Annotated in this window: 16 protein-coding genes; 8 read left to right on the forward strand and 8 right to left on the reverse strand. The window is 67.8% G+C overall.

The features are described from left to right. Positions 1 to 98 precede the first annotated feature (98 nt). The 7 genes from JQX13_RS33735 to groES form a co-directional block, all read right to left on the reverse strand. Positions 99 to 1,289: a hypothetical protein gene (locus tag JQX13_RS33735; RefSeq protein ID WP_203403578.1), complete on the reverse strand. Its 1,191-nt coding sequence runs from the start codon at positions 1,287 to 1,289 to the stop codon at positions 99 to 101. Between the two features lie 37 nt (positions 1,290 to 1,326). Further along, the gene (locus JQX13_RS33740) at positions 1,327 to 2,715 is read right to left on the reverse strand and encodes a sigma 54-interacting transcriptional regulator (protein WP_203403579.1); all 1,389 of its coding nucleotides are present in this window, start codon (positions 2,713 to 2,715) and stop codon (positions 1,327 to 1,329) included. A gap of 118 nt (positions 2,716 to 2,833) precedes the next feature. Beyond that, entirely contained in the window at positions 2,834 to 2,956 is a 123-nt protein-coding gene (locus JQX13_RS55615; protein WP_275424890.1) for a hypothetical protein, read from the reverse strand. A 209-nt stretch (positions 2,957 to 3,165) separates the two neighbouring features. Further along, the gene (locus tag JQX13_RS33745; RefSeq protein WP_203403580.1) at positions 3,166 to 3,573 is read right to left on the reverse strand and encodes a hypothetical protein; all 408 of its coding nucleotides are present in this window, start codon (positions 3,571 to 3,573) and stop codon (positions 3,166 to 3,168) included. Positions 3,574 to 3,680: 107 nt separating this feature from the next. Beyond that, positions 3,681 to 3,935, reverse strand: coding sequence for a glutaredoxin 3 (grxC, locus tag JQX13_RS33750; RefSeq protein WP_203403581.1), 255 nt, complete (start codon positions 3,933 to 3,935; stop codon positions 3,681 to 3,683). 174 nt (positions 3,936 to 4,109) lie between these two features. Then, on the reverse strand, positions 4,110 to 5,762 hold the full coding sequence (gene groL, locus JQX13_RS33755) for a chaperonin GroEL (protein ID WP_203403582.1): 1,653 nt from the start codon (positions 5,760 to 5,762) through the stop codon (positions 4,110 to 4,112). Positions 5,763 to 5,807: 45 nt separating this feature from the next. Continuing rightward, positions 5,808 to 6,098 carry a co-chaperone GroES gene (gene groES / locus JQX13_RS33760; RefSeq protein ID WP_203403583.1) on the reverse strand — a complete coding sequence of 97 codons (291 nt, stop codon included), beginning with the start codon at positions 6,096 to 6,098 and terminating at the stop codon, positions 5,808 to 5,810. 403 nt (positions 6,099 to 6,501) lie between these two features. Between groES and JQX13_RS33765 the strand changes: the two genes are divergently transcribed. From JQX13_RS33765 to JQX13_RS33775, 3 genes are read left to right on the forward strand one after another with little or no spacing between them, the layout of a single operon-like run. Continuing rightward, complete coding sequence (locus tag JQX13_RS33765; RefSeq protein ID WP_203403584.1) at positions 6,502 to 7,095, forward strand: hypothetical protein; 594 nt, start codon at positions 6,502 to 6,504, stop codon at positions 7,093 to 7,095. Positions 7,096 to 7,111: 16 nt separating this feature from the next. Continuing rightward, positions 7,112 to 7,753, forward strand: a complete 642-nt coding sequence (locus tag JQX13_RS33770) for a hypothetical protein (protein ID WP_203403585.1) — start codon at positions 7,112 to 7,114, stop codon at positions 7,751 to 7,753. 36 nt (positions 7,754 to 7,789) lie between these two features. Continuing rightward, positions 7,790 to 8,269, forward strand: coding sequence for an NUDIX hydrolase (locus tag JQX13_RS33775; RefSeq protein ID WP_203403586.1), 480 nt, complete (start codon positions 7,790 to 7,792; stop codon positions 8,267 to 8,269). Here the strand turns inward: JQX13_RS33775 and rpoZ are convergent. Continuing rightward, entirely contained in the window at positions 8,266 to 8,514 is a 249-nt protein-coding gene (gene rpoZ / locus JQX13_RS33780) for a DNA-directed RNA polymerase subunit omega (protein WP_203403587.1), read from the reverse strand. The genes JQX13_RS33775 and rpoZ overlap by 4 nt on opposite strands. 240 nt (positions 8,515 to 8,754) lie before the next feature. Between rpoZ and JQX13_RS33785 the strand changes: the two genes are divergently transcribed. The 5 genes from JQX13_RS33785 to JQX13_RS33805 all read left to right on the forward strand — a co-directional run bounded on the left by JQX13_RS33785 (position 8,755) and on the right by JQX13_RS33805 (position 14,285). Beyond that, positions 8,755 to 9,888, forward strand: coding sequence for a hypothetical protein (locus JQX13_RS33785; protein ID WP_203403588.1), 1,134 nt, complete (start codon positions 8,755 to 8,757; stop codon positions 9,886 to 9,888). 6 nt (positions 9,889 to 9,894) lie between these two features. Further along, a complete protein-coding gene (locus JQX13_RS33790) occupies positions 9,895 to 11,079 on the forward strand; it encodes an ABC transporter substrate-binding protein (RefSeq protein ID WP_203403589.1) in 1,185 nt (394 codons plus the stop codon). 128 nt (positions 11,080 to 11,207) lie between these two features. Then, positions 11,208 to 12,614, forward strand: a complete 1,407-nt coding sequence (locus JQX13_RS33795; RefSeq protein WP_203403590.1) for a sugar porter family MFS transporter — start codon at positions 11,208 to 11,210, stop codon at positions 12,612 to 12,614. 125 nt (positions 12,615 to 12,739) lie between these two features. Further along, a complete protein-coding gene (locus JQX13_RS33800) occupies positions 12,740 to 13,597 on the forward strand; it encodes a hypothetical protein (RefSeq protein WP_430384110.1) in 858 nt (285 codons plus the stop codon). Beyond that, the gene (locus tag JQX13_RS33805) at positions 13,581 to 14,285 is read left to right on the forward strand and encodes a metallophosphoesterase family protein (RefSeq protein WP_203412332.1); all 705 of its coding nucleotides are present in this window, start codon (positions 13,581 to 13,583) and stop codon (positions 14,283 to 14,285) included. The genes JQX13_RS33800 and JQX13_RS33805 overlap by 17 nt, the downstream gene beginning before the upstream one ends. Position 14,286: the final 1 nt, after the last annotated feature.

Genomic DNA, 14,286 nt, shown 5'->3' on the forward strand with positions numbered 1-14,286 from the left:
CTCTCCCCGCGGAGCCCGCAAAGAAGAAGGCGCGGAACCTGATTCCAGGTCCCGCGCCTTCTTCGTTTCAGGCCCGGGTGCTCAGGCCGGAGCGCGGACTACTTGCGCTCCTTGGGGCAGGCACCCTGGTCGGCGGCGAGGCGCTTCTGGGCGTTGTTCAGGTCCTGCTCGGTGTTGCCGATGACCACCTGGGTCTTCGTCTCGACCTCGGCCCAGGCCGGATCCTTGGCCTTGAGCTCCTGGGCGAGGGCCAGGGTGGCCTGGTCGACCTTGAGCTGGGAGTCGATGGCGTTGACCCAGCCTTGCGCGGAGTCGACGAGCGCCTTGCATTTGGCCTTCAGCTCGTCGACCAGCTTCCAGTCCTTGGTCTTCTGGTACCTGGTGACGATGGCGTCATAGGCCTCGGCGGCGTTGGCGCGGGCGCCGAAGGCGACGGCGGCATCGGCGGAGCGCTGGTTGCGCTCCAACTCGAGCTGGAAGAAGCGCAGCTCGGGCGGCAGGTCCGCGGCGGGCGTGGTGGCCCGCGAGTTGAAATGGACGAAGCGGTAGGGGAACTTCAGCTGGTCCACATCCAGCTGCGCCGGCACGGCCATCATCTTGGCCTGGAGGCAGGCGGCGAGCTGGTCACCCTCGGGGGTTCCCGTCGGGTCGAACGTGATGTTGGTGGCGGTCGCCGAGCCCTTCGCCAGCTCCACGTTGGCCTTGAGGATGGGCGCGGTCTTCTCGCCGAAGCCCGCGTAGCACTCGCACCAGGAGGACTGGGCGAGCCGCACGTTGCCCGAGAAGTCAGAGCCCGGGTTGATGCCGAACTTGACGCTGGGGCTGTTGGTCGCCTCGTGGATGAAGGAGCTCTCGGACTCCACCGGCTGCGCGCCCTTGGGCAGGGCGGTGATGGGCACGCGCGCGTTCACCACGTTCTGCACGCACGTGGTGCCCTCGGGGGTGAGGTTCTCTCCGGAGACGGCGTGGGTGCCGCCCTGGTCGTTCACGGTGGTCTTCACGATCACGCGGGTGGTGTCGGCTTCACCGCGGGACTTCGGGTCCACCAGGCACTCCATCACCTCGGGACGGATGGAGAGCATCGCGCCCACGAGGACGCCCTGGTTGACGGGTTGGGGCAGGGCGAGCGGCTTGGACTGGCACACCGCCAGATCGAACGGCGGCTGGTTGGTGATGCGCATCCGCTCCTCCTTGGTGGTCGGGCCCTGCGGCTTCTTCTGGGCCTGATCCTGGGTGGCGCAGCCACCCGCGGCGAGGAGGACGGAGGCAATGGCGAGACGGCGCATCATGCTTGGGAGCTCCCTTGGGGTTGGGACAGCGGGGGCCTCATTTATCAAGACCCTCGGCGTTCTTGAGATCCTTCAACCGCAGACCGTTCTTCTTGAGCAGACGGTAGAGGCTTTGCATGGACAGGCCGGTGTGCTGCTCGGCCGTCTTCATGTCGAAGTTGGACACGCGCATGACCTCGGCGAAGTAGAGGCGCTCGAAGTCGGCCACCACCCGATCCTTGGCCTCGTGGTAGGGCATGCCCGTCACCAACGCGGCCACGCTGGTGGTGGGCTGCTGGCCCTCCATCTTGCGCTGGGGCTGGGCCATGAAGTCCAGCCAGCTGACGTTGCCCGTCTCCTGCATGAGGGCGCCGCGCTCCAGCACGTTGCGCAGCTCGCGCACGTTGCCGGGCCAGTCGTAGCCCTCGAAGAGGGCGAGCGTCTGGGGGGTGAGCTCGAAGGAGGACTTGATGCCGCGCAGCAGGGACTGCGCCAGCACGGGGATGTCCTCGCGCCGGGTGCGCAGCGGGGGCAGGCGCACGCGCGCCACCGCCAGCCGGTAGTAGAGGTCCGCCCGGAAGCGGCCCTGGCGCACGTCCTCCTCGAGGTTGCGGTGCGTGGAGGCGATGACGCGCACGTCCACCGGCACCGGCGCTCCGTCCAGAGAAGGCACCTCGCGCGACTCCAGCACGCGCAGCAGCTTGGGCTGCAGCGACAGGGGCAGCTCGCCCACCTCGTCCAGGAAGAGGGTTCCGCCCTGGGCCGCCTCGAAGACGCCCTTGGCGCCCTTCTCCTCCTCCTCGCTGTTGGAGCGCAGGCCGCCGAACAGCTCTCGCTCGGCCTTCTCCTCGGTGATGAGGTTGCAGTCCACCACCTTGAAGGGGCCGTGCCGCCGCATTGAGTGCTGGTGCACGGCGCGCGCCGCCAGCTCCTTGCCGGTGCCCGTCTCGCCCTCGACGAGCAGGTTCATGTCCTCGCGGGCGATGCTGCGCAGCTGCGCGAAGACGACGCGCATCTTCTCCGAGGTGCCCACCAGCCCCCCGAAGGCGTCCGCTCCGCCCGTGACCTCCACCTCCGTGGCGCGCGACTCCTGCTTGATGGCCAGCTTCGTCTTGCCCAGCTGCACCTTGTCGCCCGGTTGCAGCAGCACCTGCATGACCTGGTGGCCATCCAGGAAGGTGCCGTTGCGGCTGCCCAGGTCGCGCAGGATGATGCCCTGTGCCGTGCGCTCCAGCTCCAGGTGCCGCCGGCTCACCGTCTGGTCGCTGAGCACCAGATCGCTGGCCGGGTCCGAGCCCACGCGCAGCAGCGCATCCTGCGTGGTGACCTTCTTGCCCTTGTCCGGGCCAGCCACCACATCCACCGTCCACTCACGCACTTGAATCCGTGTCGAGCGGGCGTCGCCCGTCTTCGCGGTGAGCGTGACCTCCGGCCTGTCCTCGATCATTGGCGTAGACCCTCCACCCGGGCGGCGGAGGGGTAGCTCCGCCTGCGACGCGGGAGTTTCCTGTTTATGGGTCTTGGTGGGGCTTGGGCAAGCTTTAGTGCTCCCCGGGTGAGGGTATTCAAGAGAGCAGACGCTCGGTGAAGTCCCCCTCATGCCAGAGGACGCGGAGCCGATTCGGGGTGGGGGAGAAGCGCACGCGGGCGAGCGCCTGACGCAGAGCGGGGCCACCCTCCAGTCTCACGACGAGTTCATCGGTGGAGGGTTTCTCCCTGTGTGGGGCCGCTCGCACATGCAGTCTGGCCGACATCCTGGCGAGCCGCGTCAGCACGTTGGGTACAAAAGGCCGGCGGCGCACGCGCGGGCCGGTCCGGCACGTTTCACGGACCGCGAGTGAAGACAATCGTCCCCCCGGAATCCAGCTCCGGGCGTGCGCCAGCCGTCCGGTGGTCGCTAGTACCTGGCCGGCGAGTCGCTGGCCGGGAAGGACTCCTTGGACTCCTCGTCCACGATGTCATCCTCACCCCGGCCCCCGGAGCTCACCTGGGCATTGGTCTGCCCGCCGGAGATCCGGCCCGAGGCACCGCCCTTCTTGCCCACGGCCTTCTGCTCACTTCCGGCCTGGACGCCCTCGGTCCGGATCAGCCGCGCGCCGAGCAGGTTCTTCGCGCGCTCGGCCAGATCGCGCTGGGCCTCCTGGTAGTCACGGAAGAAGTCCACCAGCTCCTGGTCACCGCTCTGCTCGGCGTCCTGGATGTACTGGCCCACCTCCGAGGCCCCCTGGAGACAGTGATAGAGCACGCTGATGACGTCGTAGTTCTCGTCCTTCGTGCCCGTGACCTGTTCCCCTGCCTCTGCCATCGTCCACCTCCGTGCGTGAGGGTTTGCTCCAGGCAACCTGCTCACGGCGAAGGAGGGGTGCCCATGGGGCTCGGCGGGCCGCCTGCCCCAGGGAACGCCAGGGGGGCTCAGGCCAGCAGCGGATCGAGCCGGCCCTCGCTCTCCAGGCGGGCCAGGTCGCTGTAGCCACCCACGTGGGTGTCGCCGATCCAGATCTGCGGGACGGTCCGCTGGCCGCCGCTCATCTCCACCAGCTTCGAACGCATCTCGTCGTCGCCGGTGACGTCCAGCTCCTCGTACTTCACGCCCTTGCGCGTCAGCAGATCCTTCGCCCGGACGCAGTAACCGCAGTAGGTGGTGGTGTAGATTTTGACGGGCTTCACGCGTGTCCTCCCTCGTGTCTTCCCCCAAACTAAGAGGGAAGGGGACGCCGTGCCACCCGATGGATGCCCGCTGGCTGCCCGGAAACGCGAACGGCCCCCGATTCCACGAGGGAACCGGAGGCCGTCGGGAGAACCGGAGCGCGGCGGGTGCCACGCTCCGATGCTCGGGCGGGACTACATGCCCATGCCGCCCATACCACCCATGCCGCCCATGCCGCCCATACCACCGGCGGCGCCAGCGCCCTCCTTCTCCTCCTTCGGGCGCTCGGCCACCATGGCCTCGGTGGTGAGCATGAGGGAGGCAACGGAGGCCGCGTTCTGCAGCGCGTAGCGGCTCACCTTGGCCGGGTCGATCACGCCCGCGGCCAGCAGGTCCTCGTAGACGCCGGTGGCGGCGTTGAAGCCGAACGAGCCGGTGCCCTCCTTGACCTTGTTCACGATCACGCTGCCCTCGAGACCGCCGTTGGCGACGATCTGACGCAGCGGCTCCTCGACCGAGCGGCGGATGATGTCCACGCCGAACTTCTCACCGGCCTCGACCTTGAGGGTCTCCAGCACCTTGGAGCAGCGCAGCAGGGCCACGCCACCACCAGGGACCACGCCCTCCTCCACGGCGGCGCGGGTCGCGTTGAGGGCGTCCTCCACGCGAGCCTTCTTCTCCTTCATCTCGGTCTCGGTCGCGGCGCCCACGTTGATGACGGCCACGCCGCCCACCAGCTTCGCCAGACGCTCCTGGAGCTTCTCGCGATCGTAGTCGCTGGTGGTCTCCTCGATCTGGGCGCGGATCTGCTTCACGCGCGCCTCGATGTCCTTCTGCGCGCCCGCACCGTCGACGATCGTGGTGTTGTCCTTGTCGATGGTGATGCGCTTGGCCCGGCCCAGATCCTGGAGGGTCAGCGTCTCCATCTTGATGCCCAGCTCCTCGGCGATCATCCGGCCGCCCGTCAGGGTGGCGATGTCCTCGAGCATGGCCTTGCGACGGTCACCGAAGCCCGGCGCCTTCACCGCCGCCACGTTCAGCACGCCGCGGATCTTGTTCACCACCAGGGTGGCCAGGGCCTCGCCCTCGATGTCCTCGGCGATGATCAGCAGCGGCTTGCCGGAGCGGGCCACCTGCTCGAGGATGGGCAGCATGTCCTTCATCGACGAGATCTTCTTCTCGTTGATGAGGATGAGGGCGTCGTTCAGCACGACCTCCATGCGGTCCGGATCCGTCACGAAGTACGGAGAGAGGTAGCCGCGGTCGAACTGCATACCCTCGACCACGTCCAGGGTGGTGTCGAGACCCTTGGCCTCCTCCACCGTGATGACGCCCTCCTTGCCGACCTTCTCCATCGCATCGGCGATGATCTGACCGATGGTGGTGTCGCCGTTGGCGGAGATGGTACCGACCTGGGCGATCTCCTTCTTGTCCTTGGTCGGCTTGGCCAGGTTCTTCAGCTCGGCCACGATGGCGGCCACGGCCTTGTCGATGCCGCGCTTGATGTCCATCGGGTTGTGACCGGCGGCCACCAGCTTCGCGCCCTCGCGGAAGATGGCCTGGGCCAGCACGGTCGCGGTGGTGGTGCCGTCACCGGCCACGTCGGAGGTCTTCGAGGCAACCTCCTTCACCATCTGCGCGCCCATGTTCTCGAACTTGTTCTCGAGCTCGATCTCCTTGGCGACGGTCACGCCGTCCTTGGTGATCGTGGGCGAGCCGAACGACTTCTCGATCACCACGTTGCGGCCCTTGGGCCCCAGGGTGACCTTCACCGCGTCGGCCAGGATGTTCACGCCGCGCAGGATGGACTCGCGCGCGCGAACGTCGAAAAGAATGTCCTTCGCCATATTGGTTGATTCCTTTTGGGTAGAAAGAGGAGGAGAGCAGGGGGATTACTTCTCGACCACGCCGAGCACATCCTCCTCACGCAGGATGAGGTGCTCCTCGCCGTCGAGCTTGATCTCCGTGCCCGCGTACTTGCTGAAGAGGATGGTGTCGCCAGCCTTGATGTCCAGCGGGCGCACCTTGCCGTCCTCGAGCACCTTGCCATTGCCGACCGCGACCACGTGGCCCTCGAGCGGCTTCTCCTTGGCGGTCTCCGGGATGTACAGACCACCCTTGGTCTTGTTCTCCTCGGCCACGCGCTTGACGATCAGACGATCCTGCAGGGGACGAATCTTCACGGTTTGTCTCCTTCCGATGAGGCGCTCCGGGGTCCGGAACACCCGTTGGGGTTGGAATAGGGCTTCGGGGCCCAGGCGATTGGCACTCGTACCTCATGAGTGCTAACCACCAAGCGCGCGGGATAATAACCAGCGAAGTCGACCCGTCAAGCGAGCCCATCCCCAAGGGCCGGGTACCGCCAACCCCCCGTCACAACTTGGTTTTTCGACTCTGTCTTCCCGTGGACGTCCCATGCCGGGAGTGCGTCCGGGGGAGCCGTTTCTGGCAGTCACCCGGGTCGAGTGCCAGCGTAAGTGCCCGGAATGACTGGAGGTCTTTTTGCGGAGTGGGGGGGCCGTTGGTAACTTTTTCATGGCGTCCCCGGCCCGTTTCTTCCCCGGGGACGAGGGAGGTCGAGAGTCCATGAGTCAACTGGTGACGGCCCCGTCGTTGAAGGAGTTCTTCAAGGCGTTGTTGGAGGAAGTCATCCGGCGCCAGAAGATCGCGGTCGCGGAGACGACCGAGTTCTATCTGGTGAACCTGCTGGCCGAGTTCGCCTGCTCGGACAACCTGTTCAGCAAGGGACAGGACGGGCGCCAGGAGCAGGAGCCGCTGGCGATGCTCTACCACCGCGCGCTCCAGCAGCAGCGCGACGAGCGCATCCGGACGCTGCGGCGGCTGGGGGATGTGTCGCTCTACCAGGCCGGCTTCTTCTCGGGCGCGCTGCGCGAGGGGCCGGTGGGGCAGGACTACTACATCCAGATGGGCGGTGCGGCGTACGCGCAGGTGGCGGATCTGTCCCCCGCCGCGGGCTTCGCCGGCGTCTACCGCGAGCTGTGCTCGAAGTTCCGCGCGTTGGTGGATGTGCTCGAGGAGATCGCCGCGCGGGGGCTGGTGCAGAACGGCCCCACGGGTACCCTCAAGGTGTACGAGAGCTGGGTGCGCACGGGCAACGACCGGCTGGAGCAGGTGCTCGTGGACGCCGGGATGGTGTGGCCCAAGGGGCTGCCGAACTGAGCCGGGGAGCCACCGCATGATCAGCCGCGTTCAGGCGCACCTGGAGGCCATCTACGGGATTACCTGCGCCGCCCGGGCGGAGGGCTTCGTGGTGGACACGGAGGCCGCCGTCCAGCTCGGCGCCAGCGGGCGCGCCGATGAGGAGCTGCTGGTGCTCGCGGGGGAGGGGGAGCTGGAGCTCGCCCTCTACCTCTCCCCCTCCCTCCTGCGCCGCCTCGAGCCCTACGAGAGCGGCCCGGTGGCCTCGCTGCTGGAGCGAGAGCTGGATGGCTTCTGCCAGCTGGCCGAGGGCGTCTCCCACTTCGTCTATGTGGTGCACACGGCCGTACATGAGCGTACCGTGTCCCTATTGGAGCTGGAGGCTCAGGCGGAGGTGGACAAGTTCGCCCTGTGCCTGCTGCACCGGTGGGGGGACGGGGTCGGGGTGTGGGCGGAGGAGCTGCGGCGGCGGCTGTTCGACCGGGTATCCTACCGGGAGAGGCTGACGCCGACGGAGCGCTGGCGGTACGAGGAGGCCAATCGGCTGTCGCGCAACTTCTGTTCCCGGCTGATGAGGCACGTGGCGGGCCGGAGGCTGGAGCGGCTGTTGTCCGACCTGCGTTACGCGTACCGGTTGGGCGCAGAAGCCAAGCTGCGGCACTTCGCTCAAGTCTCCTGAACGCCGGGCGCGGGCATCGGTTACCTTGTGGGCGTCATGCCCCGTGAGGCGTCCGCCGGAGGAGTCGTTGTCCGAGAGCAGGGGAGCGAACTGGAGGTGGCCGTCATCCGGCCCCACGGTCGCTCCCTGTGGGCGCTTCCCAAGGGACACGTGGACCCCGGAGAGTCACCCGAGCAGACGGCCGTCCGTGAGGTGTGGGAGGAGACGGGCCTGAGGGCCACGCTCATCGCGCCGCTGGGGGAGATCCGCTACGTCTACCAGTTCCGCGGCCAGCGCATCTTCAAGCGCGTCCACTTCTTCCTGTTCCGCTACCAGTCCGGGGTGCTGGGAGACATCCAGCACGAGGGGCACCGGGTGGAGGTGGACGAGACGCGCTGGGTTCCGCTGGTCCGGGTCGCGGCCATGCTGGGCTACAAGGGCGAGAAGGCCATCGCCGCGCGCGCGGCCAGGATGCTGCTGCGCGCGGGGGCCACCCTCGCCCTGTCCGGGGTACGCCCGGAGGGCTCCGGGGACTAGGCGCCGTTGGCCTTCTGCTCGGCGGAGGAGTACTTGCCGGTGAGGGCCTCGCGCACGTCGCGGTCGAACTTCACCCGGCCGGTGGCGACCTCGCGCAGCGAGAGCACGGGGGGCTTGTTCTTGGAGATGTCGATGATGGGGCGGGCGCCGGCCATGAGCTGACGGGCGCGCTTGGCCGCCAGCAGCACGAGCGCGAAGCGGTTGTCGACCAGGGGGAGGCAGTCTTCGACTGTGACGCGAGCCATGGTGGAAAAGGTCCTTCGCTGGATTCTGCGGTAAGGGACTGAACCTAAAGAGTGACTCCCATCGAGTCAAGGAAGGATGGCGTCGCCCCCCGGTCCAGGGGAGGAGTCCCGGCGCCCGTCAGCCCGTATGGTAGGCTGGACGGCTCTCAACGGGGGTGCTGGTCGATGCTTGGAGTCTCATCCGAAGACACTCTGCCCCGGCTCTGGCCCTCGCCGACCCACGAGGAGGTCGACGCCATCGTGCGCACGTCGGACCCGGTCGTCCGCAACCTGCGCATCACCCAGGCGTACCATGACCTGTCGGTCGCGCTCTCCGGCCTGTTCGGGGTGAAGAATGTCAGCTGGTGCGCCCACGCCACGTGGGCCTCCAAGACGGCCGGCGGCTTCATCCGGAAGGAGGAGGTCCCGGAGCTCCTCGGGCACTTCCTGGAACGGGCGGATGCGACGACGCGGGGCTTCAGCAACCAGCCGCGTTTCCAGACGCAGACGCTGAACCTGGGATTCAGCCTTCCGACGGTCGGCCTCCAGACGGTGCTCACCCGGACCATCGAGCGCATCGCGGACGACATCGCCCACCACATCGCCCGGGGCAATGTGCTCGTCTTCGCGGAGCTCGGCCCCCTCTATGTGGAGATGCTCGCGCGATTCGGTGGCGGTGCGCCCCCTGAGCAGGACGCGTTGAACGGGCTCCTGGCGCGCCTGCGCCCCGGGCCGGTGGACCAGGGCGGTCAGGAGCTGCTCATCCAGGCCTTCACCCACTACCACCAGGCGCTGCACGCGCAGGAGCCGAAGGCCCGCGCGGAGCTGATCTTCCTGGCCAATGCGCTGGTCGGGTTCCACGAGCAGGCCCGCCTGCAGGAGGCCATCGTCGCCGCACTGAACGCCCCCTTCCGGGACGTGTTCCTGCAAGAGCTGTCCGTCTCCTTGGGACTGCGGGTCTCCCTGCGAGGTGCGTCGGGGCAGGGCCCGGGGTTGGAGGTGGGGGTGCGCGCACTCTTCGAGCCGCTCTCTCGATGGTTCGAGCGGCTGTGGCGCGAGCTGTCCACCCGGGCCTTCATGCGCATCGAGCTGCCCGACGTGGCACTCAAGCTGGGCGAGGACATCCCGGCGCTCACCGCCGAGCGGGACTTCCCCCCCGAGCTCAACACGCTCACCCACCCAGGGCTCATGGCGCTGCTCGCCCGGCTGGACCGGACCCCCAATGACACCCAGGGGAGCGCCGCGCGGGACTGGGGCAACCTGAACGATCGGATGAACTACATCGTCGATCTCTTCCGCACGCGGCAGCAGGATCGGCTCCTCTACGATCAGCCCTTCACATACCTCCAGGTGGAGTCGTTCCGGCAGGGGCGGGTGCCTCACGGGCGGCTCTGAGCCAACATGCATCGTCTCCTTCCTCTGTTCGCCACCTTCGTCCTGTGTTCCCTCGCCTGTGAGCGGAAGTCCCCGCCGCCTTCGGCTCCGGCTCCTGCCGCCGCCACCTCGGAGCGGAAGGCCCCCACCGACGAGGGGCCCATCGTCGTCGGCACGCTGGGGAGCCTCACGGGCTCGGAGGCCTCGTTCGGCACGGTGGTCCGTGACGGCATCCTGTTCGCCGTGGAGCAGGTGAACGCCGCGGGCGGAGTGAAGGGCCGGCAGGTCGAGGTCCGCTCCTACGATACGCAGGGCAAGCTCGAGGAGTCGGTGGCCGCGGCGAAGCGCCTCCTCACGCAGGACCGGGTGGTGCTCCTCCTGGGAGATGTGACGTCGTCCGGCTCGCTCGCCATCGCGGACGCGGTGCAGGCGGCGCGAGTGCCCATGGTGACGCCCTCGGCCACCCACCCGGACGTGACGAAGAAGGGCGACTTCATCTTCCGCACCTGCTTCATCGACCCCTTCCAGGGTGGCGCCATGGCGCGCTTCGCCCGGGAGAACCTGAAGCTCGAGCGCGTGGCGGTGCTGCACGACAGCAGGAACGCCTCCTCGCTCGGGCTGAGCGAGGCCTTCACCGAGGCCTTCAAGAAGCTGGGCGGGACGGTGGTGGCCGTGGAGAGCTACTCCAAGGGCGATACGGACTACCGCGCGCCGCTGCTGGCGGTGAAGAAGGCGAAGCCCCAGGCGCTGTACCTGCCGGGCTTCTACAGCGAGGTGGGTGTCATCGCCCGCCAGGCACGTGAGATGGGACTGACGCAGCCTCTGCTGGGCGGCGATGGTTGGGAGTCGGACCGCCTCTTCGAGCTCGCGGGCGGCGCGCTCGAGGGCTCCTACTACTCGTCGCACTACGCCGAGGACAACCCCGCGCCCGAGCTCCAGCGCTTCATCACCTCGTTCCGGGAGCGCCATGGCCGCTCTCCCGAGGCCGCCTCCGCGCTGGGTTATGACGCGGCGAAGGTGGCGCTCGCGGCCATCGAACGGGCGAAGTCCCTCTCGGGCCCGGACATCCGGGACGCGCTCGCCAGCACGAAGGCGCACCCGGGCGCCACGGGCACGCTCACCCTGGACGCGGACCGCAACCCGGTGAAGCCCGCGGTCATCCTCACGATTCGAGAAGGCCAGCGTCGCTTCGCCGCCGCCGTGACGCCCTGAGCTCCGACGCATCGCGGCAAGTGCGCCGAAGGCAGGTGCTCGTTTCCAACGGCGAACATCCGCACTCCGGAAGGGGATGACGGGTGGTCCGGAGTGCGGATGTTGGGATCGCACTCCGGGAGGTTTGAATGGTGGATGTCCGCGACGACGCGATGGCGTCGGAAGGCTCCGTGTCGAAGGTCGTGTTGATTGCCTCGGTGGCCGCCGTGGGGGGCTTCCTGTTCGGTTTCGACACCGCCGTCATCAATGGCGCCGTCGGCGCCCTGCAGTCGACCTTCCAGGTGGGGGACGCGGCCATCGGTCTCTCGGTGTCCTCGGCGCTCTTCGGCTCGGCCATCGGGGCGTTCGTGGGCGGGCAGATGGCGGATCTGCTGGGCCGGGTCCGGACGATGGTGGTGGCCTCGGTGCTCTTCTCCGTGAGCGCACTGGGCTCGGGGCTGGCCTTCGGGCTCTGGGATCTCAGTGTGTGGCGCCTGGTGGGAGGCGTCGCGGTGGGGATCGCCAGCGTCATCGCCCCCGCGTACATCGCGGAGATCTCCCCGGCCCATCTGCGGGGACGGCTCGGTTCGCTTCAGCAACTAGCCATCGTTATCGGCATCTTCTCGGCGCTGCTCGTGGACTACGGCATCGCCGCCGGGGCCGGCGGTTCCGCCGAGAATCCCTTCTGGCTGGAGCTCCCGGCGTGGCGGTGGATGCTCCTGTCCGAGCTCCCCGTTGCCCTCATCTATGGCGTGGGCGCCCTCATGATTCCCGAGTCCCCCCGCTACCTGGTCGCGAAGCATCGCGACGAGAAGGCGCGGGACGTGCTCCGCACCATCGTGGGGCGTGCCGCGGAGGCGAAGGTGAACGAAATCCGCCAGACGCTCTCGGCGGAGCACTCCGGCCGGTTCGCGGACCTCCGGGGGCGGCTCGGTCTGCTCCCCATCGTCTGGGTGGGCATTGGTCTGTCCGTCTTCCAGCAGTTCGTGGGCATCAACGTCATCTTCTACTACTCGAGCGTGCTCTGGCAGGCGGTCGGGTTCTCGGAGAGGGACTCGCTGGCCATCACCGTCATCACCAGTGTCACCAACATCGTCACCACGTTCATCGCCATCGCCACGGTGGACCGCTTCGGGCGCAAGCCGCTGCTCATCGTGGGCTCGGTGGGCATGTCGTTGACGCTCGGGACGATGGCGTACGTGTTCGGTACGGCCGGAGTGGACCCCGCGGGCAATCCCGCCCTGCAGGGAGCGGCGGGGCCCGTTGCCCTGGTCGCCGCCAACCTCTACGTCTTCTGCTTCGGCCTGTCCTGGGGGCCCGTGGTGTGGGTGCTGCTCGGGGAGATGTTCAACAACCGCATTCGAGGCCACGCGCTGGCGCTCGCTGGCTCGGCGCAGTGGGTCGCCAACTTCATCGTCTCCTCCACGTTCCCCGGCTTGCGGACGGCCGGCCTGGGGCTGGCGTACGGCCTCTACACGGGCGCCGCGGTGGTTTCGCTCATCTTCGTGCTCGTCTTCATCCGGGAGACCAAGGGCAAGGAGCTGGAGGAGATGTAGCCGCCCGCCGGGTGTTCAGTTCTCGAGCGAGGGCTCGTCCGGGCAGGCGTGGCTCCCTGGCTGCCCCCCGGGCGTACCGGACGGGGGCTCCGACGAGAAAAAGGGCCCGTTCCTAGGTTTGCCGCATGGACACGCGACACCCCAACCACCCCGGGGACATGGGAATCGACGCCTCGCTCGCGGAGCGGAACCGGACAGCGGACGAGATCAACGCCCGTGGCCGGGCCATCGAGGTGTTGCTGGATGCCGGTGTGCCGTTCCTGGTGGGAGGCGCCTATGCCTATGCCACCTATACGGGCATCTACCGGGACACGAAGGATCTGGACCTGTTCCCTCGCAAACGAGACGCGGAGCGGGCGCTCTTGGAGCTGGAGAAGGACGGCTGGCGCACCGAACGAGCCGACGAGGCGTGGATCTACAAGGCCTACCGGGGCGAGTACTTCGTGGACTTCATCTTCTCCTCCGGCAATGGCGTGGCCTCGGTGGACGACGAGTGGTTCGTCCACGCGAGGTCCGCCTCCGTCTTCGGCCACCCGTGTCTCGTCGCGCCGGCCGAGGAGATGATCTGGTCCAAGGCCTTCGTGAACGAGCGTGAGCGGTACGACGGCGCGGACATCAACCACCTCATCCTCAAGATGGGCAGGGGCCTGGATTGGGCGCGGCTGCTCCGGCGCTTCGACCGGTACTGGGAGGTGTTGCTCAGCCACCTGATGATGTTCCGCTTCGCCTACCCGTGCGAGCGCGACCTGATTCCCGTGTGGCTGATGACGGAGCTCATGTCGCGCACGCTCGACACCCTCAAGGAAGGCAACTGGGACGAGCGGTTGTGTCGCGGCAACCTCATCTCGAGGGTGAATTACGCGGTGGACATCCATCATTGGGGATACGGCGACGGCCGGTCCTGGGACGAGCGAGAGCGAGAGAAGGGGGAGGCACGTGGCGCGGGACGCGAACTCGAAAATACGGCTGGCGGCGGTCGGTGATCTGCACTGCCGGGAGGATCAACACGGCCGGTTTCGTCAGCTCGTCAAACAGATCAACGCGGAAGCGGACGTGCTGTTGCTGTGCGGGGATCTGACGGATCGAGGCATGGTGGAGGAGGGCAAGGTGCTCGCCGAGGAGCTGTCGGCCCTGCGGGTGCCGGCGGCGGCGGTGCTCGGCAACCATGACTACGAGCACAACCAGGCGAAGGAGATCTGCGGCGAGCTATCACGGGCGGGGGTGCACGTCCTCGATGGGGACCACTTCATCTTCGAGAAGGTGCTGGGCGTGGCCGGGGTGAAGGGCTTCGGCGGCGGCTTCGGCAACGCCACGCTGCAGGCCTTCGGCGAGGGGCAGACGAAGTCCTTCGTGCAGGAGGCGGTGCACGAGTCGCTCAAGCTGGAAGCGGCGCTCAGCCACCTGGACACCCCGAAGAAGGTGGTCATCATGCACTACTCCCCGGTGCCGGAGACGCTGGAGGGCGAGAACATCGAGATCCGCCCCTTCCTCGGGACGAGCCGCCTGGCGATGCCGGTGGACCACTATGGGGCGGAGGCCGTCTTCCACGGCCACGCACACCATGGCGCGCCCGCCGGAAAGACGAAGAGCGGCATCCCCGTCTACAACGTGGCGATGCCGCTCCTGACGAAGATGCACCCCGAGCAGCGCTTCCTGCTGCTCGAGGTGTGAG

The sequence above is a fragment of the Archangium violaceum genome, from assembly GCF_016859125.1.
In the GTDB taxonomy this organism is placed as follows: domain Bacteria; phylum Myxococcota; class Myxococcia; order Myxococcales; family Myxococcaceae; genus Archangium; species Archangium violaceum_A.